The following is a 26706-nucleotide window of genomic DNA, read 5'->3' as shown; positions in this document are numbered from 1 at the left end:
ACCTCGCGACTGAGCCCGCGGCGGGGCACGCCTTGGCCCGCACAGCCCATCGGGCGTACCCCGTTGCCCCCGCGCGGCTCACCGCTCGTACAGCCCCTCCACCTCCTGCACGAAGTCGCGCATGACCGCCTCCCGGCGCAGCTTCATCGACGGGGTCAGGTGGCCCGCCTCCTCCGTGAAGTCCACCGGCAGGACGGCGAAGCGGCGGATGGACTCCGGCCGGGAGACGAGCTTGTTCGCTTCGTCCACCGCTCGTTGCAGGATCCGTCGCAACTCCTCGTCGTTGATGAGGAGTTCCGCCGGGACCGGGTGCTTGCCGTTCATCTGGCGCCAGTGGGTGATGCCGTCGAGGTCGAGGGTGATCAGGGCGGAGACGTAGGGGCGGCCGTCGCCCAGGACCATGCACTGGGAGATCAGGGGGTGGGAGCGGAGCCAGTTCTCCATGGGGGCCGGCGCCACGCTCTTGCCGCCTGCCGTGATGAGGAGCTCCTTCTTGCGGCCTGTGATGGTCAAGTAGCCGTCGTCGTCCAGGGCTCCGAGGTCGCCCGTGGGCAGCCAGCCGTCGGGGGCGGCCGGGACCACGCCTCCCGCCTGCGGATCCCAGTAGCCGCGCAGGACCTGGTCGCCGGACAGCAGGATCTCACCGTCCCCCGCGATGCGGACCTTCGTGCCCGGGAGCGGCCAACCGACCGTGCCGAGACGGGGTTTGAGCGGGGGTGTGACCGTGGCCGCTCCGGTCGTCTCCGTGAGGCCGTAGCCCTCGTAGATCTCGATGCCCGCGCCCGCGTAGAAGGCGGCGAGGCGGCGGCCCAGCGGGGAGCCGCCGCAGATCACGTTGCGGACGCGGCCGCCCATGGCGTTGCGGATGCGGCGGTAGACGAGGGGGTCGTAGAAGGCTCGGGCGGTCTTGAGGGCGCGGGTGGGGCCGGGGCCCGTGCCGGTCTGCTTGGCCTCCATGGCCTCGCCGTACCGTGTGGCCACCTTCGCCGCACGCTCGAAGGACGAGACCCGGCCGCCCGCCTCGGCGCGGGCGCGGGCGCCGTTGAAGACCTTCTCCAGCATGTACGGGATGGTCAGCAGGCACGTCGGTTTGAAGCCCGCCAGGTCCGGGAGCAGGTCGTCCGCCTTGAGGCTCGGCGCGTGGCCGAGCCGTACCCGCGCGCGGACGCAGGCGATGGCGACCATGCGGCCGAAGACGTGGGACATGGGCAGGAAGAGGAGGACGGACACCTCTTCGCCCGACTTCGCCTTGAAGATCGGGTAGAGGAGTTCGATCGCGTTGTCGACCTCGGCGAAGAAGTTGCCGTGTGTGAGCGCGCAGCCCTTGGGGCGGCCCGTCGTACCCGAGGTGTAGATGAGGGTGGCCAGGGTGTCCGGGATCAACATCCCCCGGCGTACGGCCACTTCCTGGTCCGGGACCGACTCGCCCAGCTCCGCCAGTCGCTCCACGTGATCTTTTTCCATGACCCACATGTGCCTGAGGTCGGGCAGGCGTTCACGCTCGGGACCGAGGGCCGACGCCTGGGCCACGCTCTCGGTGAACAGGGCCACCGCGCCCGAGTCCTGGAGGATCCAGCGGACCTGGAATATGGAGGAAGTGGGGTAGACGGGGACCGTCACCAGGCCCGCCGCCCACGCGGCGAAGTCCAGGAGCGTCCATTCGTAGGTCGTACGCGCCTTGATGGCGATGCGGTCGCCCGGCACCAGCCCCTCGGCGATCAGCCCCTTCGCCACCGCCAGCACCTGACCCGCGAACTCGGCGGCGGTCACCTGCGTCCAACGGCCTTGTGGCCCCTTGCGGCTGAGGACCACCTGGCTCGGGGCCGCGTCCGCGTTGTCGAAGGGCAGGTCGGCGAGCGAACCGTGGGTCACCGGTGCGGCGAGCGGCGGCACGGACACCTCTCGCGCCACCCCGTCCAGCCGTCGTATCGCCGGCTCCACGAGTACGGGCCCGCCGTCGTAGTCGAGGTCGAAGTCGGGGACCGGAGCGGAGTCGAAGCCGGATGAGGACGGCGACGGGGACGAGGACGCGTGCGGGACGGACATGGGGCAGCTCCTGGGGCGTGCAGCTACGGACTGCTCTGCTGCATGAGGTACGCGCCGTGCGTACTGAGGCGTTCACCAGCGGTGCGCGACCGGGGTGTTACCGCTGGTTAGGTCGGAGATCGTACGGCGCCCGCGTGTGGAGTTCGTGCGGGTTCGGGGATGGTCCGGAGTCGGGGCTGTGCAGCCTCGGCGGCCACACAGGCCGCGACCCGTCCCGTCCCAACCACCCCCTGCCTCATGTGCGTTCCGGGTCGCCGTCACGCCCTGCCCACCCACACCACGGGGACTCATCTCGACCTGCCCCTCACCCTCGACTTGGGTTGCCGTAGGCTTACCTACGGTAACCTTACTCCAGAGTAAGCATCCGAGGGGCAGGGAGCTGGAACATGGCCGACCGCTATCCGAGCTTCGCCGGCATCGCGCCCGGCCGGTTTCCGACCCGGCGGCTCGGGCTGCCGCAGCCGACGGCTCTTCGGCGCTGGTCACCCCGACATCCCTCACTGGCGGGCGACTTGCTCCACCTCACCGCCGGCAAGTCGGACCTCGGCCTGGCACCCGCTGGGGCCCACACGGGGTTGCGCACGAGCAGCAGCTCGAGGATGACCGCCGCCGTCCCCCTCCTCATCCGCGAGGCGGGCCGCCGGATGAACTCCCTCGCCAAGGGCGGGCTGCCCGCCGACGTCGCCGAGACGACGGCCTGGCTCGCCCACCCGGCGTCCGGCGCGGTCAACGGCCAGGTCGTACGGGTCTGCGGCCAGAGTCTGCTGGGGGCATAGTGTCCGACACCCTCACCGGCTTCCCCGCGCTCGGCCCGCTCCTCGCCCGCGGTGCCCTGCTCTCCCCGCTCAAGCGTCCCCGCCCCGACGCCGCCGTGCCCGCGACCCGGGTCGTCCTGCCCGGCGTGCGCGTCGACCTCGCGCGGCTCGCCGCCTACGAGCGGGTGTGCGGCTTCGCGACGGGGGCGGACGCGCTGCCCGTCACCTACCCGCACGTCCTCGGGTTCCCGCTGGCCATGCGGATCATGGCGGGCCGTTCCTTCCCGCTTCCGCTGCTCGGCCTGGTGCACACCTCGATCGAGATCACGCAGCGCAGAGAGCTCGCGGCCACGGTGGCGTACGAACTCGCCGTGCATGTGGCGGGCTTGGCGCCGCACCGGCGGGGCACCGAGGCGACGGTCGTGACCGAGGCGTGGGCCGAGGGCAGCCTCGTATGGGAGTCGCGGAGTACGTACCTCGCGCGGCACCGGACCGAAGGCCGCCCCGCTTCGGAGGCGCCCGAGGCGGAGCGCAAGCCGCTGCCCGCGCTCGCCGAGTGGCGCCTCGCCGAAGACGTCGGGCGGCGGTACGGGGCCGCTTCCGGGGACCGGAATCCCATCCACCTGTACCCGATCACCGCACGGCTCTTCGGCTTCCCCCGCGCCATCGCCCACGGCATGTGGACCGTCGCCCGCTGTCTCGCCGCGCAGCAGGTCGGCGAATCCGTGTGCGTGCGAGCGGAGTTCAAGGCACCCGTACTGCTCCCGGGCACGGTGACGTACGCGGCCGACGGCGGGCGTTTCGAGTTGCGGGGCGGGGAGCGGGTCCACCTCAGTGGCGAGACGCGCGCGTTGTCCGGCTGAGCGTCGCGGGTTCCAGGAAACAAGGTGAACAACTCGCGAACTCTTGGGGACTCCAGTCCGGTACGCCCGTCTGCCCCTGCCACGAAACCCCAGGAAAACGGGGGTGAACGGGGGTGGCCGAGAAACCCCTCACAGCGAATGCCCAGCGCCCCAAGGCCCTTTGAAGGCATCCCTCATCCAGTCCTCAGGAGTCGTTCCTAGCCTCAGCGCACCCCGCTGGACCACGCCAGGAAGGCCACTGAGCCATGCCGCCCAGACGTATCGCCGTACTCGCCGACTCGGACACCCGCTGGAAGTGGGGAGCCTCGGTCGCACGGCAGATCGCCCCCGAGCACGCGCTCGACGCCCTCTTCCTGCGCACCCGCGCCACCCCGACGGAGCGCCAGCTCGCGGAGATCGGGATCGTGCCCGACACCCGGCGCGAGGTCTCGGCGGCCGAGCTGGTGGACGACGAGGAGCTGGCCGGGGCCGACGTCGTCGTCATGGCGACCGCCGGCGGTACGACGCTGGCGCTCACCCACAGCCTGGGGATCGCGTGGGAGGCGCGGGAGCGGCGGCCCGTCACCGTCACCGGATACGTCGGGGTCGTCTACGAGAAGATGGTCGACGGGCTCCTCACCCGCGCCGGCACCGATGTCGTCCTCGCCAACAGCGCGTACGACGCGGACCGGTTCCGCGGCGCCTTCGCCGGCGTCGGGGTGGATCCGGACTCCGTCGTGGAGTGCGCGCTGCCGTTCCTCGACGGCGCCCCGTACGTCCCCTCCGCCGACCGCCCCTTCACCCTCACCTTCGCGGTCCAGCCTTCCGTGCCCAAGGGCCGGGAGTCCCGGCTGAAGCTGCTGCAACGCGCGGCCGCGCACGCCCGGCTCCATCCCGACCGGCTCGTCCTGATGAAGCTGCGCAGTCTCCCCGGCGAGCACACGACGCACGTCGAGGCCAGCCCGTACCAGGTGCTCATCGAGGAGATGGCAGAGCCCGCGCCCGCCAACCTCCAGCTCGTCTACGGCAACATGGGTGAAGTCCTCGACCGTACCGACCTGTTGGTGACGGTGAGTTCCACGGCCGCGCTGGAGTCGATGCACCGGGGCATCCCGACCGCGATCCTCACCGACTTCGGCGTCCGTGAGGCGCACGGCAACCACTACTTCGTGCACTCCGGCTGCCTCGCCTCCTGGGACGACCTGGACGCGGGGGCGCTGCCTCGCGTCGATCCGGTGTGGGCGGCGCGGCAGGGCATCGGCAAGAGCGACCCGTACGCCGCCGCCCGTGCCCGGCTCGGCGCGCTGCGCGCCTGCGGATCGTTGCCGCCGCTGCGGCCGTACTACTCGCCGCAGCGGGCCGGGGCCTATCTGGGCGGCATCCTGGAGCGCAACGGTTTCGACGAGAAGGGCAGGCCGCTGCCGGTTCCCCTGGGCGGGGCCGGCGCGGGTCCGCTCAGGGCGGTCGTCCGCCGGGCCGCCCGCAGCGGCGCCAAGTCCCTCTACCGCGTGGGCCGCGAGAAGGTCGCGCCCACCCTCCGCCGCTGGGGACAGGCATGACCGGGCGGCACCGCTCGGGAGCGAGACCATGACCCGAGCTCTCGCCCTCGTCGAAAGCCCCGCCCAGCTCCTCGACCTCCACCGGCCCGCGAGCTGCTGGCGGGCCACCCCCTGGTACGCCGGCACCACACGGGATCACGGCGTCGACCAGGGCTGCTTGGCCGGAGCCTCCGCGCAGGGCGCGAACAGGGCTACGTGGGCTGAACCTCCGCGGCGGGCGGCGACCAGGGGCGCCCCTCCATGAGGTCGCCGAGGCCCGCCCAGGCGAAGTTCATCAGGGTCGCGGCGGCCTGCTTGGCGGAGACGCCCGGGGTGGCGTTGGCCCAGGCGGCGAGGGACTCGGCTGCGCCGACCAGGGCCTCGGCGAGGCCGGCCACCTCGCGCTCGGGGAGCGACGGGTCGCGGTGGGCCTCACGGGCGGCCACCACGATCAACTGCGTGACGAACACGACGAGTTCCTCCCGCATCGCGGAGACCTCGGCCGCGAACGGCTCGCCGTGCGTACGGGCCTGGAGGTGCAGAACCGCCCAGCCGTCGGGGTTCTCGGCGGTGTGCGTGAAGAACGCCCGCAGCCCTTCCCAGAGTTGACGGTCGGCGGGCAGACCGGACCGTACGCCCGCGCGGACGGCGTCGGTGAGCGCCTTCGCCTCACGCCGGATGCACGCGGTGAAGAGGTCTTCCTTCGAGTTGAGGTACAGGTACACCAACGGCTTGGACACGCCCGCGAGTTCGGCGATCTCGTCCATCGACGCGGCCCGGTACCCCCGCTGCCCGAAGGTCGACACGGCGGCGTCCAGCATCTGCTGTTCACGTACCGCACGTGGCATCCGCTTGTTCTTCACAGCACCCATGCGGGCAAGCGTACGATCGCCCGCCGCCCTGACGGGACGGTGAGGAGCGGTATGGAGGGGTAAGGGTGTTACGAGGTCTGGCCCTGCGCCCCACGCGTCGTGTCGTCCGCGATGTCCTCCTGGCTGCGGTTGCCCTCCAGGTTGGCCTTGATGCGGTCCACGCGCGCGACGACCTGGGCCGAGGCGCGGTCGCGCTCCTTGCGCAGCACGACGAAGCTGATGGGCGCGGAGATCACCAGGGAGAGCAGGACGACCCACATGTAGTTGGAGTCGCCGAGTCCGCGCGGGGCGATACCGGAGTAGACGAGGCCCCAGACGACCACGAGGCAGCCCGCGAAGATACCAAGGCGCATCAGTGTGTAGCGGCCCATGTCAATCCACTCTTCCGTATCGAATGTTCCCAAAGGGCACCGTCCAGTGAAGCACGCCCGGGTGACGATCTTGCACGGGGGCCGGATCCGGGGGGCGGTATCAGTGCAGCGCGAGCCACATCATGATGTCGTCGCGGTAGTCGTCCGCGGTGACCCGCAGCCCCCCGGGCACCCGGCCGACCTCCTTGTAGCCGCACGAGGCGTAGAAGTGCTCCAGGCCCATCCCGCCCCGGCAGGTCAGCTTCAGTGCCTCCAGGCCCAGCGCCCGGGCGTGCTCCTCGGCGGCGGCGAGCAGCGCCCGGCCGTGGCCGCCGCCCTGCAGCGCGGGGTCCACCATGACCGTGGTCAGCCAGGCCCAGTGGTGCTGGAGCCGGTGCGTGTTGAAGCCGAGGAAGGCCGTGGCGCGCAGCCGTCCGGCGCGATCGAACCCGGCCAGCAGCCGGTGCCGGCCCTCGGCGATGGTCCGCGCGTAGCGGTCGGTGTCGGGGCGTACCTCGTCGTACGTCACCCGGTCGGGGAAGCCGACCGCGCCGCCCGCGTTGCTGACGTCGGCCCACAGCCGGGTCAGCTCGTCGAGAAGGCCGGGCGTGAGCTCGGGGTCGAGCCGGAAGTCCACAACCGCGGTCGGCTCCGGGCGCGGCTTGGTGCACAACTCCATGGTCATCGAGCCTAAGCTCCGCGATCCGCGCCGCGGCGACCGGGGCGACCCTACGCAACAAGCCCGGCGGAGCCGGGCTTGGCGGGAGTTCGAGGGGGCGCGGCCCCCTCGAACCCGACGGGCGGGTGGGCGGGAATCCCAGGGGAAAGTCAGACCCGCATCGGCTGCGGCGACTCCCGGCGCGCCGGGTCGGGACCCTCGTACTCGCGGATGATCTCGTACCGCGTGTTCCGCTCCACCGGCTGGAAGCCCGCGTCGCGGATCAGGTCGAGCAGGTCCTCGCGGGTCAGCTTGTTCGGCGTGCCGTAGTTGTCCGCGTCGTGCGTGATCTTGTACTCGACGACCGAGCCGTCCATGTCGTCGGCGCCGTGCTGGAGCGCGAGCTGCGCGGTCTGCACGCCGTGCATGACCCAGAAGACCTTGACGTGCGGGACGTTGTCGAACAACAGCCGGGAGACCGCGAAGGTCTTGAGGGCCTCCGCACCGGTCGCCATCTGTGTACGCGCCTGCAGACGATTGCGGACCTTCCCGTCCTTCATGTCCACGAAGTCGTGCTGGTAGCGCAGCGGGATGAAGACCTGGAAGCCGCCGGTCTCGTCCTGCAGCTCACGCAGCCGCAGGACGTGGTCGACGCGGTGGCGGGGCTCCTCGATGTGGCCGTACAGCATCGTGCACGGGGTCTTCAGACCCTTCTCGTGCGCGAGGCGGTGGATGCGCGACCAGTCCTCCCAGTGGGTGCGGTGGTCGACGATGTGCTGCCGGACCTCCCAGTCGAAGATCTCGGCGCCGCCGCCGGTCAGCGACTCCAGACCGGCGTCGATCAGCTCGTCGAGGATCTCGGACGCGGACAGCCCGGAGATCGTCTCGAAGTGGTGGATCTCCGTGGCGGTGAAGGCCTTCAACGACACATTCGGGAGAGCCTTCTTCAGCTCGCTGAGCGACCGCGGGTAGTAACGCCACGGCAGGTTAGGGTGCAGCCCGTTCACGATGTGCAGCTCGGTGAGGTTCTCGTTCTCCATCGCCTTGGCGAGGCGGACGGCCTCCTCGATGCGCATCGTGTACGCGTCCTTCTCGCCCGGCTTGCGCTGGAACGAGCAGTACGCGCAGGAGGCGGTGCACACGTTCGTCATGTTGAGGTGACGGTTGACGTTGAAGTGGACCACGTCACCGTTCTTGCGGGTGCGCACCTCGTGCGCGAGCCCGCCGAGCCAGGCCAGGTCGTCCGACTCGTACAGCGCGATGCCGTCCTCGCGGGTCAGCCGCTCACCGGCCCGGACCTTGTCCTCCAGCTCGCGCTTGAGCCCGACATCCATGCGTTTACCTCTCCTCGTGACGAACCGTGACAACCGTACTCCTCCACCCTTCGGGCGGGAGGTGGCCCCCATCAGGCACTTCGTGCCTCAGCCCTCTTCGGGCAGCTCCCCGACCCGGTTCTCCCACTTCGTGGAGAGCACGATCGTCGTACGGGTCCGGGAGACGCCCTTGGTCCCGGAAAGACGTCGGATGGTCTTCTCCAACCCGTCCACGTCGCTCGCCCGCACCTTGAGCATGAACGAGTCGTCGCCCGCGATGAACCAGCAGTCCTCGATCTCGCTGAGGTCCCGCATCCGGCGTGCCACGTCCTCGTGGTCGGCGGCGTCGGAGAGCGAGATGCCGATCAGGGCGGTGACGCCGAGTCCGAGCGAGGCCGAGTCGACCGTCGCGCGGTAGCCGGTGATGACGCCCGCGGCCTCCAGCCGGTTGATGCGGTCGGTGACGCTGGGTCCCGACAGACCGACGAGGCGCCCCAGCTCCGCGTAGGAGGCCCGGCCGTTCTCCCTCAGGGCCTGGATGAGCTGCCTGTCCACCGCGTCCATGCGATCGAAGCCTTCCACTGAAAAGGTCTGAAGAGTTCCTGAAGTGCCTGAAAGTGCTGAGTGACTGGGTACTGCTCAGTGACTGGGTACTGCTCAGTGCTCAGGTGGTGCTGCCACGCGAACCGCCACCCAGCTCGCCCTCCCACCGGCGGTACAGGTCGTGCCCGACGCCCGCCGCGTCGAGGACCCGTCCGGCGACGAAGTCCACCAGGTCCTGGATGTGCGTGGCCCCCGCGTAGAACGCCGGTGAGGCGGGCAGTACGGTCGCGCCCGCGTCGTCCAGGGAGACCAGGTGCCGCAGCGTCTGCCCGTTCAGCGGGGTCTCGCGGACGGCGACGACCAGCTTGCGCCCCTCCTTGAGAGTGACGCTCGCCGCGCGCTGCAGCAGGTCCTTCGACAGTCCGAGGGCGACTCCGGCCACACAGGCCGTCGAGGCGGGCACGATGAGCATGCCCTTCGCGGGGTACGAGCCCGAGGACGGCCCCGCCGCCAAGTCACCCGCGCTCCAGTGCCGTACGGCGTCGATGTGTTCCTCGAAGGCGTCGAAGGTGTCCGGCTTGCCGTCGGCGCCCCGGGCCAGCCACTCCCGCAGGTCGCTCTGCCAGTGGGCGTCGCGGAAGGGCAGGCCGGTCTCGTCGAGCAGGGTGAGCCGGGAAGCGCGCGAGACCACCAGGTCGACGCTCTCCCCCGCGTCCAGAAGCGCACGCAGCACAGCGGCGGCGTACGGAGTACCGGAGGCACCCGACACCCCCACGATCCAAGGCCGGCGCTGCGTCTGTCCTGGCTTCATGATGTCGAGCCTATCCGGCCACCGCCGGGATTCAGACCGTGAGCCCGCGCACCAGCAGATCGAGCAGGGCGCAGACGAACAGGGCGATGCCGATGAAACCGTTGACGCTGAAGAACGCGCGGTTCAGGCGGGACAGATCGTGCGGCTTGACGATGGAGTGCTCGTAGAGGAAGGCAACTGCGACGATCACCAGGCCGAGCCAGAAGAAGGCACCGGCGCCGGTGGTCGCCCCGTACCAGACGAACAGCGCCGTGGTGACGGCGTGACAGCCGCGCGCGCCCCAGATCGCGGCCGGGATGCCGAAGCGCGCGGGCACCGACAGCACGCCGATCTCGCGGTCCGTCTCGACGTCCTGGCAGGCGTAGATCAGATCGAAGCCGCCGATCCAGACGCCCACCGCGAGACCGAGGACGACTGCGTCCCAAGACCACTCGCCGGAGATCGCCAGCCAGCCGCCGATCGGGCCCATCGCCTGGGCGAGACCGAGGATGGCCTGCGGGAAGTTCGTGAACCGCTTGCCGTACGGGTACACGACCATCGGGATGACCGCGATGGGGGCCAGAGCCAGACACAGGGGGTTCAGCAGCGCGGCCGCGCCGAGGAAGAAGACCAGGGCGACCAGCGCGCCCGTCCACGCGTGCTTCACCGACATCGCGCCGGTGACCAGTTCGCGATGGGCCGTACGGGGATTGCGGGCGTCGATCTCGCGGTCGATGATCCGGTTCGCCGCCATGGCGAAGGTGCGCAGCCCGACCATCGCGATCGTGACGAGCAGCAGCCGTCCCCAGTGGATGTTCTTGTCCCACTGGAACATCGCGGTGAGCGCGGCGATGTACGCGAAAGGCAGCGCGAACACCGAGTGCTCGATCATGACGAGGCGCAGGAACGCCTTGGTGCGGCCCGGCTGCGGGAGCGCCGCGGAAGCTGAACTCACAGGCCGTACTCCTTCCAACGGCGGTCGACCTTCGCCGCCGTCTCCGGGTCGGACAGCACCATCTCGGGCCAGCCGCCGTCCCGGGTGTAGCCCTCCTCGGGCCACTTCTTCGTCGCGTCGATGCCTGCCTTGCCGCCCCAGAACTGCTGGTAGGAGGCGTGGTCGAGGTGGTCGACCGGGCCTTCGACGACCGTGAGGTCACGGCCGTAGTCGGTGTTCCCCAGCGCTCGCCACGCGACCTCGTGCAGATCGTGCACATCGCAGTCCGAGTCGACGACCACGATGAGCTTCGTCAGGGACATCATGTGGGCGCCCCAGATGGCATGCATCACCTTTTGAGCATGCTTGGGGTACTTCTTGTCGATCGCGACGATCGCGCAGTTGTGGAAGCCGCCCGCCTCGGGCAGGTGGTAGTCCACGATGTCCGGAACGATGATCTTGAGCAGGGGGAGGAAGAACCGCTCCGTCGCCCGACCGAGAGGTCCGTCTTCCGTCGGGGGCCGGCCCACGACGATCGACTGGAGCAACGGTCGCTTCCGCATGGTGACGCAGTCGATCTTGAGGGCCGGGAACGGCTCCTGCGGTGTGTAGAACCCGGTGTGGTCGCCGAACGGCCCCTCGGGCAGCATCTCGCCCGGCTCCAGCCACCCCTCCAGTACGACCTCGGCCTGCGCCGGGACCTGGAGCGGCACCGTCTTGCAGTCCACCATCTCGATGCGCTTGCCCTGGATGAACCCGGCGAAGAGGTACTCGTCGATGTCACCGGGCAGCGGGGCGGTGGAGGCGTACGTCACGGCGGGCGGGCAGCCGAAGGCGATCGCGACCGGCAGCCGCTCCCCCCGCCTCGCCGCCACCTGGTAGTGGTTCCGGCTGTCCTTGTGGATCTGCCAGTGCATGCCGATGGTGCGCTTGTCGTGGCGCTGGAGGCGGTACAGCCCGAGATTGCGGATGCCGGACTCGGGGTCCTTGGTGTGGGTGAGCCCGAGGTTGAAGAAGGAGCCGCCGTCCTGCGGCCAGGTGAAGAGCGCGGGCAGGGTGTCGAGGTCGACGTCGTCGCCGCGCAGCACCACTTCCTGGACCGGCGCTTCCTTCACCTTCTTCGGCGGCACGTGGGTCATCGCGCCGAGCTTCCCGAAGGCCTCGCGCACCCCGACGAACCCGTGCGGCAGTTCGGGCCTCAGCAGCCCGCCGATCTTCTCGGAGATCTCGCCGTACGACTTCAGCCCGAGGGCCTTCAGCAGCCGCCGGTCGGTCCCGAAGACGTTCATGGCCAGTGGCATCGCGGACCCGCGCACGTTCTCGAAGAGCAGCGCGGGCCCACCGGCCTTCTGCACCCGGTCGACGATCTCCCCGACCTCCAGATACGGATCCACCTCGGCCTTGATGCGCTTGAGGTCGCCCTCGCGCTCCAGCGCCCGGAGCAGCGAGCGAAGATCGTCGTAAGCCATGTGTCCAAGTATCTGCCACCGGCTACCCTGTGCCCGTCACCGGGGCCCTGTGCCGCCCCGCCGTCGCTCACTGGGGGAACGTTCGGCCATGCTCAGGTATCTGCCGTTTCTGCTGGTCCTGGCGCTGTGGATCTACGCATTCATCGACTGCCTGAACACGCCGGAGGAAGAGGTCCGGGGCCTGCCCAAGGTGGTGTGGGTCATCATCATCCTGCTTTTCGGCGAGGTGCTGGTCGGCCCGATCGCCTGGCTGGTCGCGGGCAGGAATCGGCGAGGGCCGGCGGGCGGTTCCACGCCGTCCGAGTGGCATCGCAACCACCGCACGCAGTACGTCGCGCCCGACGACAACCCCGAGTTCCTCAACTCCCTCAAGGCGGAGAACCGCAAGGACGAGGCGCTCTTGAAGGACTGGGAGGCCGACCTGCGGCGCCGCGAGGAGGAGCTGCGGCGGCGCGAGCGGGGCGAGGAGTCCGAGGGCTGATGGAGCTGCGGCTGCTGGTCACCTTCGAGAAGGTCGCGACCGTGCTGAGCTTCACCCGGGCCGCGGCCGAGCTGAAGTACGCGCAGTCCAGCGTGACCAGTCAGATCCGCGCCCTGGAGTCCTCGCTCGGTACGGAGCTCTTCGACCGGCTCGGCAGCCGCATCCGGCTGTCGGAGGCCGGTGAGCGGCTCCTCCCCTACGCCCGGCAGATCATCGAGCTGAGCGAGGAGGCGCGGGCGGCGGTCGTGGGCGCGGAGGAGCCGGCCGGTGCGCTGGCCGTCGGCACCATGGAGTCGCTGACGTCGTACCGTCTGCCGCCGCTCCTCGAGTTCTTCCACCACCGCTACCCGGGCGTACGGCTCTCGCTGCGCACGACCATCGGCGACGAGACCCGGCGGGCGCTGCGCCAGGGCACGTACGACGTGGGTTTCCTGATGGAGGAGGAGACCGAGCACGTCGGGCTGGAGTCCGAGGTGCTGGCGGTGGAGCCGCTGGCGCTGGTGACGGCGCCCGGGCATCCGCTGGCCGATCGCGCGGTGACGACGGCCGATCTCGTACAACAGCCCCTGCTGGCCACCGAACCCGGCTGCGCCTACCGGGACTTGTTCGAGCGGGAGCTCAACTCCCTCGCCACGGACCCGGTTTCCTTCATGGAGTTCGGCACGATCGAGGCCACCAAACGCGCGGCGGCGGCCGGTCTCGGGGTCTCGCTGCTGCCCGAGGTGACGGTCGCCGCCGAACTCGCGGAGGGCTCGCTCGTACGACTGCGGTGGAAGCCGCCGTTCACACTTCGGACGCAGCTGGCGTGGCGGTCCGGGAAGCGGCTTCCGGGGCATGTGCGGCTGTTCGTGGAGCAGGCGCGGAAGCTGGTGTCCGAGGAGTCTGCGGGCCGCTCGGAGTCCTCGGAGTCCTCGCGAGGGTGACCTTCAGGCTCGCCAGCACGATCAGCGGGATGCCGAGCGCCTGGACGAGGCCGATGTGGTGGCCGTACACCGCCCAGTCCATGACCATCGCGACCGCCGGGTAGGTGAAGGCGAGTACGGCGATCTTCGAGGTCGGGAGCTTGGCGTACGCCGCGTACATCAGGACGTACATCAACCCGGTGTGGATGATCCCGAGGCCGGCCAGCCAGCCCCAGTCCGCTCCCGTGCCGCGCATCGCGCCGAAGTCGGCGAAGGGGAGCAACAGCGGGATGCCGACGAGTACTTGGACGAGGGCGATCAGGTGCGGGCGGACGCCCGTGATGCGCTTGGTGACCAGGGTGGACAGGCCGTACAGGAGCGCTGCGAGGAGGGCCTGGCCGACGCCGACGACGTACGATCCGCCGCTCATGAAGTCGCCGGGCGTGACGCCCGAGACGAGGATCAGCCCCGCGAAGGCCACGGCCACCCAGCCGACCTTCGCCGCGCTGAGCCGCTCGCGGAAGAGCAGGGCGCCCAGCAGGACCACGTAGAACGGCTGGGTGTGGTAGATGACCGTCGCGACGGAGATCGACGTGTTCTCGTAGGCCTGGAAGAGGAAGACCCAGTTGAAGACGATGAACACGCCGCCGAGGACGGCCAGGCCCAGGGTGCGCGGGGTGAAGCCGTGGCCGCGCAGCCAGCCGCGCGCGACGACGTACGAGCCCAGCGCCAGGGCGCCGAACAGGACACGGAAGAAGACGACGTTGAAGGGCGAGGCGCCCGACTCGACGACGAAGACGCCGAGGGTGCCGGAGAGCACCATCGCGGTCGTCAGCTGGGCCGTGCCCTTGTTCTCTGAGGTCATGCCGACGAAGCTACGAGCGGGCGGTGCGGGCGGTCCACGGGCCAGTGGGGCGTCCTGTCGATGGGGTCATCGGTCCCGCCGATGACCCCCGGTCCCCGGAGGCCGATGCCGCCCCGTCCCTACAGGTTGTACGCCGACGAGCCTCCCGAAGCGGACAATGCGCCCCTGGGCCGGGCCCCGGGAGGGCCGGACACTTACCTCGCATGACGACTGCTCCCGCCAGCTCACCCACCACGATCGCCCCCGAGTACGGCGACCGGGTCATCGCCGTCGAGACGGCGGGCTCGGAACCGATCCCCGACGCCGAACGGCACGGCAGCCCGCTCCAGTTGCTGTGGACGTGGGCCTCCCCGAACATCGAGTTCGCGACCGTCTACATCGGCGTGATCTCGGTCCTCTTCTTCGGCCTCGACTTCTGGCAGGCGACCGCCGCCATCCTCCTCGGCACCGCGATCGGTGCCCTCACCCAGGGCGTGCTGTCCCTGGACGGGCCGCGGTTCGGCGTGCCGCAGATGGTGATCGGCCGGTTCTCCTTCGGCCACAAGGGCAACCTGCTGCCGTCCGGCGTGAACGCGGTGGTGGCGGGCGTCGGCTGGTTCGCGGTGAACAGCCTGAGCGCGGCCTTCGCGCTGAACACGCTGACCGGACTGCGGCCACTGCCCTCCCTGCTGCTCGTGGTGGTGGCGGAGATCCTGATCGGCTTCATCGGCCACAACTTCGTGCACGTCTTCGAGAAGTACGCGTTCCCCGCGCTCGCGGTGGTCTTCCTGCTGGCCGGCGTGTGGACCTTCAAGGACGCGCACCTCGGCGGGGGCGGCGCGAGCGGCGGCATCGGCGGCTTCCTGCTCGCGTTCAGCACGGCCTGGGGGTACGCGGCGGGCTGGAACCCGTACGCCACGGACTACTCGCGGTATCTGCCGCGCACGGCGAGCAAGTTCAAGACGGTCCTCTACCCGGCGGTCGGTCTGTTCGTGTCGGTCGCGGTGGTCGCCGTCATCGGCGCGGCCTCGGCGACGATCGCGGCCCCGAAGGACGCCACCCCGACGGCGGCCTTCACCGGTCATCTGCCGGGCTGGCTCAGCAACTTGGTGCTGCTCGCCATCATCCTCGGCGCGGTCTCCGCGAACGCCCTGAACATCTACTCCTCCGCGATCTCCGTCACCTCGCTCGGCCTGAAGCTCCCGGCTTGGCTGGGCCGCAGTGTGCTGGTCGTGCTGTCCGGGATCGTGGGCACGGCGGCGGCGTGGGCGTCGCTGTCGGACGCGGGGTCGGCGTACGAGGCGTTCCTGCTGATCATCGCGTACTGGGTGGGCCCGTGGCTCGGCGTCGTGCTGACCGAGCGGTGGCTGCAGTCCCGCACGGCGACGGACGAGGAACTGTCCCGTCGGCTGGGCGACGCCTCCTACACCAACTGGCCCGGCCTCGCGGCCCTGTTGATCGGGGTCGCGGTGTCGGTCCCGCTCTTCTCGAACCAGGAGAAGTACGTGGGGTGGGTACCGGAGCACTGGGCGTCCTTCGGTGACATCACCTGCCTGGTGGGGTTCGCGGTGAGTGCGGGCCTGTACGCGGTGCTGCGGCGGGCGCCGCGCTGAGCCCCTGAGTCCGCCGGCGGGCGACGTGCGTCATACCCGCGTCCAGCGCTGCGACGCCGTCCCGGACACGCAGGTCGAGGTGACCGGCCAGCCGGCGGACTCGTCGAGGCACCGGCTGTTGTACATGTTCTGCAGGGTGCCGCCGGAGCCCGTGCGCCAGGACAGCTGGGTGCTCTGGTCGCAATCGGCCGACACGATGTTGTAGGCGCTCACGCTCAGACACGTGCCGGTGTGCTCGTTGACCACGTGGAAAGTGCCGTCCGACACGGTCTTGTAGGCCCATGAGGACGCCGGGCTGTCCGAACAATCTCCGAGGACCGGGCCGCTGTAGGCGCTCATCACCAGGCACTGGCCGTCGCTGCCGTTCTTGAGCTGGTAGTAGCCGCCTGCCGGGGGGGCTTTCGTCGAGGTGCTGCCGGACGTACCGCCGGAACTTCCTGAACTGCTACCGCTTTCGCCCGAACCGTTCGAGCCGTCCGAGGTGTCGGAGCCGCCGGAGTTGTCCTGCGCGCCTGTCCCCGTACCCCCGGCGTCCGCCTGCGTTCCGCCTGTCCCCTTGTTCTTGCCCTTGCCCTGATCCGCCGACGAGGACGGCGACTTCGCCGTGCCCGAGGGGCTCGCGCCCGAGGACGACTGCGTGGGGTCGAGCGACGCCGAGACCGAGGTGGAGGGGGTGGACCGTGCCTCGTCGTCGGGCGAGGACGTGTACGGCAGCAACCGGATGGCGAGGGTCGTGCCGGTCGCCACCACCACGACGGGAACGACGGCGAACAGGACGCGGGTCCGACGGCGTTCGCGTCGCTTCGGGTCCGGGACGGCGGCCTCCGGACCCGGCTTCGACTCCTCCTTCTCGTCTTCCTTCGGCTCCGGCTCGGCGGAGGGCAGGGTCGGGGCGGGGGCGGGCAGCGCGTCGGCCTCCGGGACCGTCGCGGCGAAGGCGGCCCGCTCGGACAGCGGCTCGGCGATGGTCTCCGGCCACGGCGGATCGGCGAACGGCCCATGCTGGGAGGCGAGTTCAGCGAGCTCGGCGGCGGTGGGGCGGCCCTCGGGATCCTTGTCGAGGCAGGCCGCGACGACCTCGGCAAGTTCAGGATCCAGCGCGCGCAGAGGAGCCAGGTCGGGCTCCTCGTGGACGATGCGGTACAGCACGGCGTGCCCGGAGTCGTCGCCGAAAGGCGGTCGGCCGCACGCCGCGTACGCGGCCATCGACCCCAGCGCGAACACATCGACGGCACCGCTCAACCGCCGTGTTCCCGAGGCCTGTTCGGGCGACATGTAGGCGGGCGTGCCCACGACGATGCCGGTCCTGGTCAGCTGGCTCTGTTCCGCGGCACGGGCGACACCGAAGTCGATGAGGGTGAGGCCGTCGAGGGTCAGCATGACGTTGGACGGCTTGAGGTCCCGGTGCACCATGTCCAGCGCGTGCACCGCGGCAAGACCCGAGGCCGCCTCCCGCAGCAGCAGCCACAGCGCGTCGGCGGGCAGCGGATGCCCGTGCAGTTCGACGGCCTCTCTGAGGGTGAGCCCGGGAACGTACGCGGTGGCGAACCACGGTGGCCGCGCCCCGCGGTCACTGGCGAGCAGCGGCGCGGTGGCCTCCTCGGGCAGCCGGGAGAGATTGTCCAGCTCATGTCCGAAGCGCCGCAGGAAGTCCTTGTCCTCGGCGACGACCGAGGGCAGCACCTGCTTGACGGCGGCGTACCGCCCCTCGTGGACCCCGAGATACACCCGTCCCATGCCGCCGGACCCGAGCCGGCCCACCAGCGGGATCGCCCCGATCCACCGCGGATCCTCCGCCTCCAGCGGCTCGGCTCCGCTGCCGTTGAGATCTGTCACGCCTGCCCCGTTTTCCCCGTTCACGGTCACTCTTCTTTCAGCGCGCGTATGAGTTTCAGCGCGCGTACGAGCCAAGGCCGATCAAGCAGTACACGTACTGGTTGATGGGCGTCCCGCTGAGCGTATAGGTATAGGAAAACGCATACTGCGTACGGGAGTTACTGTCGCAGCGACTCATGTCCGACGTCATAGGAATCGTCTCGATCACCTCGTAGTGGGCGTCGGACGCCGAGCAGGAGACTTCCTCGACACCGCTGACCTCCTGCGCGGTCGTGGAGTCCGGCAGCGTTCCGTTGAGACAGGTGCCGGGGCTCGGTCATCGGCGTCGCACGACGGTGGTTGTCCGGGGTCGGGGACGTGGACCTGGAGGAAGCCGTGCGGGTGCTGCCGGACAGGATCTGGCGGTCGGTCGGCGGAGAGCCGACGTGAATGCCGACCAGGCGGAACGGGTGATCAGCAGGACCGGGCCGTTGCCCCCGCGCTGAGCGCTCAACGCCCTCAGCCCCTCACTCTCAGCCCTCGTTCTCGGTCCTCGTTCTCAGTCCTCGCGGAGCGCGAGCGCGAGCAGCCCAGGGAAGCGGGCGTCGAACTCCTCGCGACGGAGGCGGTTGACGCGCTTGGCCCCTTCGTCCCGCTGCTCCACAAGACCCGCCCCGCGCAGCACCGAGAAGTGGTGACTGAGAGCCGCCTTGCCGACCGGCACATCGAAGCTGCCGCAGCTGCGCGTCCACTCGGGGGATCCCGCCAGCTCCCGTACGAGCGTGATGCGTACGGGATCGGCGAGGGCGGCGAGGGCGGTCGGCACGGGGACGTCGTCGGGGTGGGTGTGCTCGGGTGCCGCCCGATGACTGGTGCGTTCCGTCATGCCCGCCTCCTTGGGTCCCTTGCGTCGGCCGTTCCCGCTTGCAGAGTGTTCGATGAAAATCATACACTCCCGAGTGTTCGCTTTTCATTGAACAGTCGAGCACTCGATAGGGGTGTGTGCCATGCGCGCGGTTGAGTTCCTGGAGTACGGCGGTCCTGAGGTCCTCGAGGCCGTGGAGGCGGAGGTCCCCGAGCCCGGCCCGGGGCAGGTGAGCATCGACGTGGCCTACGTCGGCGTGAACTTCGCGGACCTGAAGGCGCGCTCGGAGGGCTACCGCGTATCAAGTCTCCCTTTCCGTCCTGGACTTGAGGTCTCGGGCCGGATCCGGACGGTCGGCGCGGGCGTCGAGGGGCTGCGGGTCGGCCAGGAGGTCGCCGCCCTGACGGAGGGCGGCGCGTACGCCGAAGTGACGGTGGCCGACGCGGTGACCGTCTTCCCGTTGCCGGAGGGCGTGGACCTGCGCACCGGTGCCACTCTGCCGACCGTGCTTCCGACGGCGTACGCCCTCATCCACACGGTGGGCCGGCTCCAGCCCGGCGAGACGGTGCTCGTGCAGGGCGCGGCGGGCGGAATCGGCACGGTGGCCGGGCAGTTGGCGAAGGCGGCGGGGGCCGGGGCGGTGTACGGCGTCGTGTCCGCCGAGGCCAAGGCGAAGTACGCGCTGGAGTACGGGTACGACGAGGTCTTCGTCGGCTCCTTCACGGAGGAAGTTCGAGCCGCGACGAGCGGCCGGGGCGTCGAGCTGGCTCTGGACCCGGTCGGCGGCGAGACGTTCCGGGGCAGCCTCGCGTCTCTCGCCCCCTTCGGGCGCCTGGTCTCCTTCGGCAACGCGAGCTCGGCCGAGCCGTGGACGGTGGGGCAGCCGGAGCTCTATCCGACGGGGCTGTCGGTCGCCGGGTTCTCCATCCTCGGGCTGGCCAAGACGGCACCGGGTGAGCTGCGCGCGATCGCCGAGAAGGCGTTCCGGACCGTGGTCGAAGGCGTTGTATCCCTGCCGGTGACCGCGGAGTTCGGGCTGGAGGAGGCGAGCGAGGCCCACCGCCTGATGGGAACCCGCAGCAGCACGGGCAAGCTGCTGCTGCGGGTCTCGTAGCCGCCACCAGGGGTCCGATCGGGCAGGGCTCGGGTCAGGCACCGCTCCAGACCGTGGCCTCGATAGTGAGGTGGTCGGGATCCGGGGTGCCGGTCACGATGAGGTAGCCGGTGCGGCCTCCCTCGGTGGTGAAACAGGCCATGTCGCCGACCTGAACGTCGACTTGCTGTTGGCCCGGGTTGCTGTTCAGCAGGTCGGAGCACTGCTGCGCTCCCGGTGCGGCGGAGGCGTTCCACGCGACGATCGCGTAGGCACCGTAGACCTCCTGGGGACCACGGATCGCGAGGTCGCCGAGGGGTGCCCGGCCCGGCGGGACGCCGTCCATCCACCAGCCTCGGACTCCTGCGGTGCCGTCCAGGGTCAGCTTGCCGTGCCAACGCGTGCGCGCGGGCGCGGGCTCGGGGGGAGCGATCGAGGTGAAAACACTCTTCCGGCGTCATAAGTCGCGCCCGGATTCATCCCTTCGTTCGCCGTCCGTAGACCATCGGCGGACGACGCGACGACCGGCCGCTTCCCAGACTGGGGGCCACGACGGCGTTGGGAGGCGCGATGCGGGGAATCAGCCGGGCACGGTTCCTGGGGATGGCCGCGGCGATCGGGGGTGCGACGGTGCTGCCCGTCGGGCGGGCCGCGGCGACGGGTGGCCGGCCCCGAGGGCTGACCCACCGGGGCGTGGTCTACGAGGTCGGCGCAGGGGAGACGCCCGGCACGGCGTGGAGCGCCCGGCGCATGCGCGCGGACCTGCGCGCCATCGCACACGACCTGCACGCCGACTCCGTCAAGGTCACCGGCGACGGCGTCGAACGGCTCACCGCCACGGCGGCCGAGGCGGCGGAGCGCGGGCTGAACGTCTGGCTCGAACCGACCCTGGGCGACGTTCCGGAGCGGGAGATCCTCGACCATCTCGCCGAGACGGGCCGCTTCGCCGAGCGGTTGCGGCGGCACGGCGCCGGGGTGCACCTCAGCGTCGGCTGCGAGTTCCTGCTGTACGTCCCCGGCATCGTGCCCGGCGCCAACGCCCAGGAACGTGTCGAGAACCTGCTCAAGGGCAACTTCGATCCCGTACAAGTGGCCCGCCGCCTGCGCCGGTTCACCGCGAAGGCGGCGGCGGTCGGCCGGTCCGTCTTCCGCGGGCGGCTGACGTACGCGGCCGCGCAGGACGAGGACGTCGACTGGGGACTCTTCGACCTCGTGGGCATCGACTACTACTCGTACTTCCGGCGCCGCGAGGACTACGTACGCGATCTTGCCTCGTTCTGTCGCTTCGGGAAGCCGGTCGCCATCATGGAGTTCGGCTGCTGCACCTTCAAGGGCGCCCCGGAGCAGGGCGGCATGGGCTGGGACGTCGTCGACTACACGAAGGAGCCGCCCGAGATCAAGGGCGGCCTGGTGCGAAGTGAGCGCGCCCAGGCCGCGTATCTGACGGACGTGCTCTCGGTGTTCGAGTCGATGGGGCTGTATTCGGCGATGGCGTACACCTTCGTCAACGCGGACGCCCCGCACCTCCCCCACGACCCGCGCCACGACCTCGACATGGCGAGCTACAGCATCGTCAAGGCCATCAAGGACCGCCCCGGCGACCCGGCCTCCGGCTGGCACTGGGAACCGAAGGAGTCCTTCCACGCGCTGGCCCGGCAGTACGCGCGGGCCGGCTGCCGCTGACCGTCAGGCCACCGTGCGCAGGCCCTCGCCCGTCGCCGCCGTCGCCCCGCGCCCGATCCGGTGGGCGCACAGCGCCGTGAGGAGGTCGCCGAGCAGATCGGGGTCGTCGATCTCCAGGCCGAGCAGGGACTCGATGCGCTCCAGGCGCTGGTAGAGCGACTGGCGACCGATGTGCAGGAGGGCGGCCGTCCGGGTGGGCGAGCAGCCGTGCCGGAGGTGGACCTCCAAGGTGCGGACGAGGTCGCTGGGGTGCGCCGCCTCCCAGGCCAGCAGGGGGCCCAGGGTGTGCTGGACCAGCCGGGCGAGCCGGTCGCGGTTGGCGTCGACGCCGCCGCGGGTCAGCTCCCGCTCCAGCGTGAGGGCGCGCGAGGAGGTCACCAGCGGGCCCTCGCACAGGGCGGGCTCGGCCGACGGCACGGTGAGCGCCAGCTCCAGCGTCGTACGCGCCGCCCGCAGCGTCTCGCTCCACCGCAGCCAGCCGCTCCCCGCGGCGACCGCGTGCCCGACGGCCACGGTCAGGCCCGGCTCGGCGGCGCCGCGGAAGGCGTCCTGCACGGCGCGGACGGGGTCGCGTGCGCTGCCCGGCCGAGATCCGGCGTGCGCGGTGCGCTGAGCGGTCCTGGCCCGTGTGGCGGCGCGGGCCCCGCTCCGCGCGCCGCCCAGTGCCGCCCCGGGGGCGCTGTCGGCCTGTCCGCGGCCGCGCGCCTCCCCCGGCGTCACCCGGTGTGCGGCGTCGGACTGCGCGCCGCCGCGCACCCCCACCTCCCACGCCCCCGTCCCCGCCATGGCCAGCAACGCCAGCACATCCCCCGGAAACACCGCTCGCAGCACCGAGGCGCCGCCCAGCGCCCGCGCCGCGCGGTCGATCACGCCCAGGTCCCGCGCGCCGTGCACCGACACCCCGATCAGCCGTGCCCCCGCCCCCGGATGGAACCCGGCGAGCGCCGCGCGGGCCTCCACCTCGGGCTGGTTGAGCGCCTGCCCGTCGGCGAGGTCGGCCAGCAGGGCGGCGGCATGGTCGTCGCCCCAGGGACGTACGGCGGAACCGCGCCCCGACAGGCCGCGCGCCACGATCGCCCGGTTCGCGGCCTCGGTGATGCGCACGAACGGCACCACGCGGTGCAGGGCCAGCAGCGGGAGCCCCAGCCGGCGGGCCTCGTCGGCGACCTCCTCGGGCATCAGCACCAGTGAGCGCCCGACCTCCACCGCGAGCCCGGCGGCGCCGCGCGCGGCCAGCTCACGGACGTACCGCCGCCGGGTCCCCTCGTCGGCGTCGGTGAGCCCGAAGCCGTTGGTGAGGAGCAGCTCGCCGCCGTCGAGGAAGTTCGCGCCCTCGTACACCTCGCTGGAGTGCACCCACCGCACGGGCCGGTCCAAGGCGCCCTCGCCCGCGAGGACTTCGGGCTCCGTGCAGCGGACGGGATCGAGGGCCAGGATGTCGCGGAGGGTGAGTGCGGGCACGGGAGCCTCCTTCAGGCGCTGACAGTCCGTCCGGGTGCGGGTTGCCCGGAGAGTACTTTCCGCACGTTGCCCTCGTGTTTCGGCCACAGGAGAGTGGAGTCATGGAGCGCATCGATCAACCGGTCGACCCGGCACAGGCACGCGCATGGCTCGCCACCGCCGTCGAGGAGGCCCGCGCCGGACTCGCCGAGGGCGGCATCCCGATCGGGGCCGCGCTGTACGGCGCGGACGGCACCCTCCTCGGCCGCGGCCACAACCGCCGCGTCCAGGACGACGACCCCTCGACGCACGCCGAGACGGCCGCCTTCCGCGCCGCCGGACGGCAGCGCACCTACCGGGGTACGACCATGGTGACGACCCTCTCGCCGTGCTGGTACTGCAGCGGTCTGGTCCGCCAGTTCGGCATCTCCCGGGTCGTGATCGGCGAGGCCGAGACCTTCCGGGGCGGCCACGACTGGCTGGCCGAGCACGGCGTGGAGATCGTGCTGCTGGACGACCCCGAGTGCACGTCCCTGATGCGCGACTTCATCAAGAACAACCCGGCACTGTGGAACGAGGACATCGGTGAGTGAGCCCAAGACCCCGACCGGCCCCCGCATCCCGACCATCGACTTGCGCCCCTGGCTCTCGGGAGACCCTCAGGCCCGGGCGGACATCGCCCGCACCGTCGACCGGGCCCTCCGGACGGCGGGCTTCCTTCTGGTGACCGGCCACGGCGTGGACCCGACCCTGCGCACCCGCATCCGCGAGGCGGCCCGCGCCTTCTTCACCCTCCCCGCCGAGACGAAGCAGCCGTACGCGGCCCAGGTCGGCGGCCGCGGCTGGCTGGGCCCGGGCGCCGAGGCCAACGGCTACTCGGAGGGTACGGAGACCCCACCGGACCTCAAGGAGTCGCTCACCTTCGCGACCCACGAGCCCTTCGAGGACCCGGAGATCAACGCGGAATGGTACGCACCGAACGTCTGGCCCGCCGAGGCCCCGGAACTCCAGAAGCTCTGCGAGGAGTACCTGACGAGGATGGGCGAGCTGGAGAACCACCTCCTGGCCCTCCTGGGCGAGGCCCTCGGCCTGGAGCCGGACTTCTTCACCAAGCACATGGACCATCCGACGTACGGCTTCAACATCAACTGGTATCCGGGCACGGAGGTCGTCGGGGACCCCCAGCCGGGCCAGTTCCGCATCGGCCCCCACACCGACTTCGGCACCGTCACGATCCTCGACCGCCAGGCCGGCAAGGGCGGCCTGCAGGTCTACACGGACGAGGGCGGCTGGGAGGACGCGCCCTTCGACCCGGAGGCGTTCACCATCAACATCGGCGATCTGATGGCCCGCTGGACCGGCGACCGCTGGCGCTCAGGACGGCACCGCGTACTGCCGCCGCCCGCCGACGCCCCCGCCGAGGAGCTGATCTCCCTCGTCTACTTCGGCGAGTGCACACCGGGGACGGTCGTGGAGTCCGTGCCCGCTCCCGTGGGCCGCGTCGCGTACGAACCCGTCGACTCTCATGTTTATCTACGCGAGAAGCTGGACTCGATCACCGTCGGGTGAGTGGCGGAAAGCTTTCGTAACCCAACGGACACCAGGCGCCCTATCCCGAACCAAGTCCCCCTTTTTACACTGGTGTTGATACACCTCACAGCAGCACATCGGACCGGACCGCGCCAGGGGGAGATGCGGTGCACAGAGGGCTGCACGGCCGGGGAGCGCTGTTCGACACCGATCCGCCCGGGCTCGCGTCACGGCTTGTCGGTCTGCGTCCGAATCAGCTTCGCGCAACGCCGTACGAGCATGCGAGCGAGGTGCCGTTCGTCGTGTTCGCGGGCGGACGGGGGCTCGGGAAGAGTGCCGTGCTGCGTGAGCTGCGCGACGCCTACCGCGGGCACACGCCTGTCGCGCTGATCGACGGGGAGGACCGGCAGTTCGCCGCTCCGCCGGCCGAGCGGCCGCAGGAGGCCTGGTCGCCGGTGGGGCAGGCGCTCACCACCGTCGCCGAGCAGCTCGCCGAGCCGGTGACGGGCGCCGGGCGGATCGGTTTTCCACGGCTGGCGGCCGGACTGCTCGCGGTCGCGGCGGGCGGCTGGAGCGACCGTGACGTGCCGCGCATCCGGCAGGAGGCGGAGCGGATCCTGCTGCTGAACGAGACCGGCTCATGGATCTCGGGGTTCGCGGGCCGCTGGGTGAGCAAGATCATCTCCAAGCTCGTCGCCTCGTTGAGCGGCACGGGTCCCGTGATCGCGCCGATCATCGAAGCCACCCTGGAGGCGTTCGCCGAGGGCATCGGCCCAGCTCCCCGCCGGCTGCGCAGGGCCGCCGCCTGGTACCGGGACTATCCGAACGCGGGCGGCAGTCCCAAGCTCGCGCTGATCCTCCTGTCCCGGCACTTCAGGGCCGGCGGCGACTCGCGCAGGCACGCCGAGCGCTATCTCGTACGGGCCCTGCTGGCCGACCTCGACGACGCGTACGCGGGGGTCGTGCAGCGCTCGCACCGGCGGGGGCGCCCGGTCGTGCTGGTCGACAACGTGCAGGAGCCGGCCGGCCTCGGGCTCCTGGAGCCGGTGCTGCGCGACCGCGCCGACGGCATCGCCGACCAGGTCGTGTTCTTAGCGGCTCTGCGCGGCTACGGCCACGCGGCACTGCGCAACGCGGGGCGCCGCACCCTCCCCGAGGTCGCCCGGGAGGCCGGCTGGGAACCGGGCACCTCGCCGTCCTCGCGCGCGCTGCTCGTCTCGCTGCCGCCGCTGACGCCCGACGACACGCTGCACATCGTGGACACCGCCTCCGACGGCATGGCCCTGAGCTCCAGTGGTCCCGCCGTACCGTCTCAACTTCCGCACGCCACCCATCGGTTGACAGGCGGCAGCCCGCTCGGCATCACCCTGCTCGCCGAATCGGCCAAGCAGAATCTGCCCCAAGGGGCCGCGTCCCTCGGCGAGTTACTCACCTCGGACGTCGCCGTCCACGAGGACCACGACGGCCGTCCCGCCTACCAGGAGCTCCTCGACCGGCTCGTGCCCGGCGGCCGCCTGGACGAGCTGACCGTGCTCGCGGCGGCCCACGACCGCGACTCGGCGTGCGCGCTGGCGGAGGCCCGACTCCCGGACGACTTCGGCGCGTCGGGCGTTCTCGACCTGGAGGAGCGGCTGGCGGAGGAGGGCTGGGCGACCGCCGACGGGCAGTTCGTCGGCGACCCGTTCCTGCGCGCCCTGCTCCTGCTGCGGCTGCACCACGGCGACCCGGACCACGAGCGGTGGCGGGCCGTGCACGGCACCCTCATCGACCACTACCGGGTCTCGGGCGAAATGGCCCCGCCGGACAGCGCCCGCTACCGGCTGCACCACGAACTCGCCCTGGGAAAGGCCGACTTCGCGGTGGCGCACCTGCGCGACACCTTCCCGCGCGCCGACACCCGCGGCTGGCTGTCGTCCCTGGTCTTCATCGCGTCCGCGCCCTACTACCACGCGCACGACCCGGACGGCCGGGACTTCGACGGCCACGACCACCGGGCCTCCGTCGCGCTCGGGCACACGGACGCGGCCCAGCAGCCGCCGGACAGCGTGGACGCCGTACTGCACTTACGGGTACGCCGGCTGCTGCACGCCGTGTGGCAGCTGACCGACCCGCTGGTGCTGCCCGACACGAAGGTGACCGAGCGGCTGCGCTTCGAACTGGAGCAGCTGTCGAATCTGCGGCCCGCGGGCAACGCCCTGCTGTGGCGGGCCTCGCGGGACTGGCCGTCGGACGCCCTGGCCGGCCGCCCCTTCCGCGTCCCGGGCGACGACGACGAGAACGCGAGCGGGAACGGGGGCCGGTGATGGCGCGGCTGTGCGAGGACGGGGGCC

At 71.0% G+C, this 26706-nt stretch carries 23 protein-coding genes and 3 pseudogenes; 12 read left to right on the top strand and 14 right to left on the bottom strand.

Going from position 1 to position 26706, the window contains the following annotated elements:
- Positions 1-78: 78 nt before the first annotated feature.
- Positions 79-2046 carry a long-chain fatty acid--CoA ligase gene (locus AB5J53_RS27865; RefSeq protein WP_369248388.1) on the bottom strand — a complete coding sequence of 656 codons (1968 nt, stop codon included), beginning with the start codon at positions 2044-2046 and terminating at the stop codon, positions 79-81.
- Between the two features lie 593 nt (positions 2047-2639).
- Here AB5J53_RS27865 and AB5J53_RS27860 point away from each other — a divergent pair.
- The 3 genes and pseudogenes from AB5J53_RS27860 to AB5J53_RS27850 all read left to right on the top strand — a co-directional run.
- Positions 2640-2822: pseudogene (locus tag AB5J53_RS27860) on the top strand (short chain dehydrogenase); the annotation flags it as partial.
- Entirely contained in the window at positions 2822-3664 is an 843-nt protein-coding gene (locus AB5J53_RS27855; protein WP_369248387.1) for a MaoC family dehydratase, read from the top strand. The pseudogene AB5J53_RS27860 and the gene AB5J53_RS27855, both read left to right, overlap by 1 nt.
- A 245-nt stretch (positions 3665-3909) precedes the next feature.
- A complete protein-coding gene (locus tag AB5J53_RS27850) occupies positions 3910-5202 on the top strand; it encodes a DUF6716 putative glycosyltransferase (RefSeq protein ID WP_369248386.1) in 1293 nt (430 codons plus the stop codon).
- 191 nt (positions 5203-5393) lie between these two features.
- Here AB5J53_RS27850 and AB5J53_RS27845 read toward each other — a convergent pair whose 3' ends face one another.
- The 8 genes from AB5J53_RS27845 to AB5J53_RS27810 form a co-directional block, all read right to left on the bottom strand.
- Positions 5394-6053: a TetR/AcrR family transcriptional regulator gene (locus AB5J53_RS27845; RefSeq protein ID WP_369248385.1), complete on the bottom strand. Its 660-nt coding sequence runs from the start codon at positions 6051-6053 to the stop codon at positions 5394-5396.
- A 68-nt stretch (positions 6054-6121) separates the two neighbouring features.
- The gene (locus AB5J53_RS27840; protein WP_369248384.1) at positions 6122-6424 is read right to left on the bottom strand and encodes a DUF4229 domain-containing protein; all 303 of its coding nucleotides are present in this window, start codon (positions 6422-6424) and stop codon (positions 6122-6124) included.
- Positions 6425-6524: 100 nt separating this feature from the next.
- The gene (locus AB5J53_RS27835; RefSeq protein WP_369248383.1) at positions 6525-7088 is read right to left on the bottom strand and encodes an N-acetyltransferase family protein; all 564 of its coding nucleotides are present in this window, start codon (positions 7086-7088) and stop codon (positions 6525-6527) included.
- 143 nt (positions 7089-7231) lie between these two features.
- On the bottom strand, positions 7232-8395 hold the full coding sequence (gene mqnE, locus AB5J53_RS27830) for an aminofutalosine synthase MqnE (protein ID WP_369248382.1): 1164 nt from the start codon (positions 8393-8395) through the stop codon (positions 7232-7234).
- A gap of 87 nt (positions 8396-8482) precedes the next feature.
- Positions 8483-8938: an Lrp/AsnC family transcriptional regulator gene (locus AB5J53_RS27825; protein WP_369248381.1), complete on the bottom strand. Its 456-nt coding sequence runs from the start codon at positions 8936-8938 to the stop codon at positions 8483-8485.
- Between the two features lie 100 nt (positions 8939-9038).
- Entirely contained in the window at positions 9039-9728 is a 690-nt protein-coding gene (locus AB5J53_RS27820; protein ID WP_369248380.1) for a UbiX family flavin prenyltransferase, read from the bottom strand.
- 31 nt (positions 9729-9759) lie between these two features.
- Complete coding sequence (mqnP, locus tag AB5J53_RS27815) at positions 9760-10662, bottom strand: menaquinone biosynthesis prenyltransferase MqnP (protein ID WP_369248379.1); 903 nt, start codon at positions 10660-10662, stop codon at positions 9760-9762.
- Complete coding sequence (locus tag AB5J53_RS27810) at positions 10659-12110, bottom strand: menaquinone biosynthesis decarboxylase (protein ID WP_369248378.1); 1452 nt, start codon at positions 12108-12110, stop codon at positions 10659-10661. The genes mqnP and AB5J53_RS27810 overlap by 4 nt, the downstream gene beginning before the upstream one ends.
- Before the next feature lie 88 nt (positions 12111-12198).
- Between AB5J53_RS27810 and AB5J53_RS27805 the strand changes: the two genes are divergently transcribed.
- Positions 12199-12591 (top strand): PLD nuclease N-terminal domain-containing protein, encoded by a 393-nt coding sequence (locus AB5J53_RS27805; protein ID WP_369248377.1) that lies wholly within the window; start codon positions 12199-12201, stop codon positions 12589-12591.
- Positions 12591-13472: pseudogene (locus AB5J53_RS27800) on the top strand (LysR family transcriptional regulator); the annotation flags it as partial. The gene AB5J53_RS27805 and the pseudogene AB5J53_RS27800, both read left to right, overlap by 1 nt.
- On the opposite strand, the gene AB5J53_RS27795 reads toward AB5J53_RS27800, so the two are convergent.
- Positions 13375-14358, bottom strand: a complete 984-nt coding sequence (locus AB5J53_RS27795) for an EamA family transporter (protein ID WP_369248376.1) — start codon at positions 14356-14358, stop codon at positions 13375-13377. The pseudogene AB5J53_RS27800 and the gene AB5J53_RS27795 sit on opposite strands and share 98 nt — an antisense overlap.
- Positions 14359-14561: 203 nt before the next feature.
- On the opposite strand from AB5J53_RS27795, the gene AB5J53_RS27790 reads away from it, so the two are divergent.
- Positions 14562-15950 (top strand): cytosine permease, encoded by a 1389-nt coding sequence (locus tag AB5J53_RS27790; protein WP_369248375.1) that lies wholly within the window; start codon positions 14562-14564, stop codon positions 15948-15950.
- Positions 15951-15980: 30 nt separating this feature from the next.
- Here the strand turns inward: AB5J53_RS27790 and AB5J53_RS27785 are convergent, their stop codons facing one another.
- Positions 15981-17786 (bottom strand): protein kinase, encoded by a 1806-nt coding sequence (locus AB5J53_RS27785; protein WP_369248374.1) that lies wholly within the window; start codon positions 17784-17786, stop codon positions 15981-15983.
- Between the two features lie 309 nt (positions 17787-18095).
- Here AB5J53_RS27785 and AB5J53_RS27780 point away from each other — a divergent pair.
- Positions 18096-18215 (top strand): annotated as a pseudogene (locus AB5J53_RS27780) (TetR/AcrR family transcriptional regulator); the annotation flags it as partial.
- Between the two features lie 109 nt (positions 18216-18324).
- Here the strand turns inward: AB5J53_RS27780 and AB5J53_RS27775 are convergent.
- Complete coding sequence (locus AB5J53_RS27775; protein ID WP_369248373.1) at positions 18325-18651, bottom strand: ArsR/SmtB family transcription factor; 327 nt, start codon at positions 18649-18651, stop codon at positions 18325-18327.
- Between the two features lie 121 nt (positions 18652-18772).
- Between AB5J53_RS27775 and AB5J53_RS27770 the strand changes: the two genes are divergently transcribed.
- Positions 18773-19744 (top strand): zinc-binding alcohol dehydrogenase family protein, encoded by a 972-nt coding sequence (locus tag AB5J53_RS27770; protein ID WP_369248372.1) that lies wholly within the window; start codon positions 18773-18775, stop codon positions 19742-19744.
- A gap of 34 nt (positions 19745-19778) precedes the next feature.
- Here AB5J53_RS27770 and AB5J53_RS27765 read toward each other — a convergent pair whose 3' ends face one another.
- Positions 19779-20069, bottom strand: a complete 291-nt coding sequence (locus tag AB5J53_RS27765) for a hypothetical protein (protein ID WP_369248371.1) — start codon at positions 20067-20069, stop codon at positions 19779-19781.
- Between the two features lie 224 nt (positions 20070-20293).
- Between AB5J53_RS27765 and AB5J53_RS27760 the strand changes: the two genes are divergently transcribed.
- Positions 20294-21406, top strand: coding sequence for an abortive phage infection protein (locus AB5J53_RS27760; protein WP_369248370.1), 1113 nt, complete (start codon positions 20294-20296; stop codon positions 21404-21406).
- Between the two features lie 3 nt (positions 21407-21409).
- Here AB5J53_RS27760 and AB5J53_RS27755 read toward each other — a convergent pair whose 3' ends face one another.
- Complete coding sequence (locus AB5J53_RS27755; RefSeq protein ID WP_369248369.1) at positions 21410-22867, bottom strand: PucR family transcriptional regulator; 1458 nt, start codon at positions 22865-22867, stop codon at positions 21410-21412.
- Between the two features lie 101 nt (positions 22868-22968).
- Between AB5J53_RS27755 and AB5J53_RS27750 the strand changes: the two genes are divergently transcribed.
- The 3 genes from AB5J53_RS27750 (at position 22969) to AB5J53_RS27740 (ending at position 26679) form a co-directional block, all read left to right on the top strand.
- Complete coding sequence (locus tag AB5J53_RS27750; RefSeq protein WP_369248368.1) at positions 22969-23439, top strand: nucleoside deaminase; 471 nt, start codon at positions 22969-22971, stop codon at positions 23437-23439.
- Positions 23432-24415 carry an isopenicillin N synthase family dioxygenase gene (locus AB5J53_RS27745; protein ID WP_369248367.1) on the top strand — a complete coding sequence of 328 codons (984 nt, stop codon included), beginning with the start codon at positions 23432-23434 and terminating at the stop codon, positions 24413-24415. The genes AB5J53_RS27750 and AB5J53_RS27745 overlap by 8 nt, the downstream gene beginning before the upstream one ends.
- 128 nt (positions 24416-24543) lie before the next feature.
- On the top strand, positions 24544-26679 hold the full coding sequence (locus AB5J53_RS27740) for a hypothetical protein (RefSeq protein ID WP_369248366.1): 2136 nt from the start codon (positions 24544-24546) through the stop codon (positions 26677-26679).
- Positions 26680-26706 lie beyond the last annotated feature (27 nt).

Origin of the sequence: Streptomyces sp. R41, from assembly GCF_041053055.1 — a bacterium.
Taxonomy (GTDB): domain Bacteria; phylum Actinomycetota; class Actinomycetes; order Streptomycetales; family Streptomycetaceae; genus Streptomyces.
Note: the sequence above shows the minus strand (reverse complement) of the source record. Positions and strands in the feature narration are given on the sequence as shown.

Excerpts from the sequence above, each read along its gene's own strand:
- AB5J53_RS27850 (WP_369248386.1), top strand. The coding sequence starts at position 3,910 with ATGCCGCCCAGACGTATCGCCGTACTCGCCGACTCGGACACCCGCTGG.
- AB5J53_RS27765 (WP_369248371.1), bottom strand. The coding sequence starts at position 20,069 with ATGGACGGCGTCCCGCCGGGCCGGGCACCCCTCGGCGACCTCGCGATC.
- AB5J53_RS27750 (WP_369248368.1), top strand. The coding sequence starts at position 22,969 with ATGGAGCGCATCGATCAACCGGTCGACCCGGCACAGGCACGCGCATGG.
- AB5J53_RS27845 (WP_369248385.1), bottom strand. The coding sequence starts at position 6,053 with ATGGGTGCTGTGAAGAACAAGCGGATGCCACGTGCGGTACGTGAACAG.
- AB5J53_RS27810 (WP_369248378.1), bottom strand. The coding sequence starts at position 12,110 with ATGGCTTACGACGATCTTCGCTCGCTGCTCCGGGCGCTGGAGCGCGAG.
- AB5J53_RS27775 (WP_369248373.1), bottom strand. The coding sequence starts at position 18,651 with ATGACGGAACGCACCAGTCATCGGGCGGCACCCGAGCACACCCACCCC.
- AB5J53_RS27835 (WP_369248383.1), bottom strand. The coding sequence starts at position 7,088 with ATGACCATGGAGTTGTGCACCAAGCCGCGCCCGGAGCCGACCGCGGTT.
- AB5J53_RS27770 (WP_369248372.1), top strand. The coding sequence starts at position 18,773 with ATGCGCGCGGTTGAGTTCCTGGAGTACGGCGGTCCTGAGGTCCTCGAG.
- AB5J53_RS27795 (WP_369248376.1), bottom strand. The coding sequence starts at position 14,358 with ATGACCTCAGAGAACAAGGGCACGGCCCAGCTGACGACCGCGATGGTG.
- AB5J53_RS27820 (WP_369248380.1), bottom strand. The coding sequence starts at position 9,728 with ATGAAGCCAGGACAGACGCAGCGCCGGCCTTGGATCGTGGGGGTGTCG.
- AB5J53_RS27790 (WP_369248375.1), top strand. The coding sequence starts at position 14,562 with ATGACGACTGCTCCCGCCAGCTCACCCACCACGATCGCCCCCGAGTAC.
- mqnE (WP_369248382.1), bottom strand. The coding sequence starts at position 8,395 with ATGGATGTCGGGCTCAAGCGCGAGCTGGAGGACAAGGTCCGGGCCGGT.
- AB5J53_RS27825 (WP_369248381.1), bottom strand. The coding sequence starts at position 8,938 with ATGGACGCGGTGGACAGGCAGCTCATCCAGGCCCTGAGGGAGAACGGC.
- AB5J53_RS27840 (WP_369248384.1), bottom strand. The coding sequence starts at position 6,424 with ATGGGCCGCTACACACTGATGCGCCTTGGTATCTTCGCGGGCTGCCTC.
- AB5J53_RS27760 (WP_369248370.1), top strand. The coding sequence starts at position 20,294 with ATGCGGGGAATCAGCCGGGCACGGTTCCTGGGGATGGCCGCGGCGATC.
- AB5J53_RS27805 (WP_369248377.1), top strand. The coding sequence starts at position 12,199 with ATGCTCAGGTATCTGCCGTTTCTGCTGGTCCTGGCGCTGTGGATCTAC.
- AB5J53_RS27865 (WP_369248388.1), bottom strand. The coding sequence starts at position 2,046 with ATGTCCGTCCCGCACGCGTCCTCGTCCCCGTCGCCGTCCTCATCCGGC.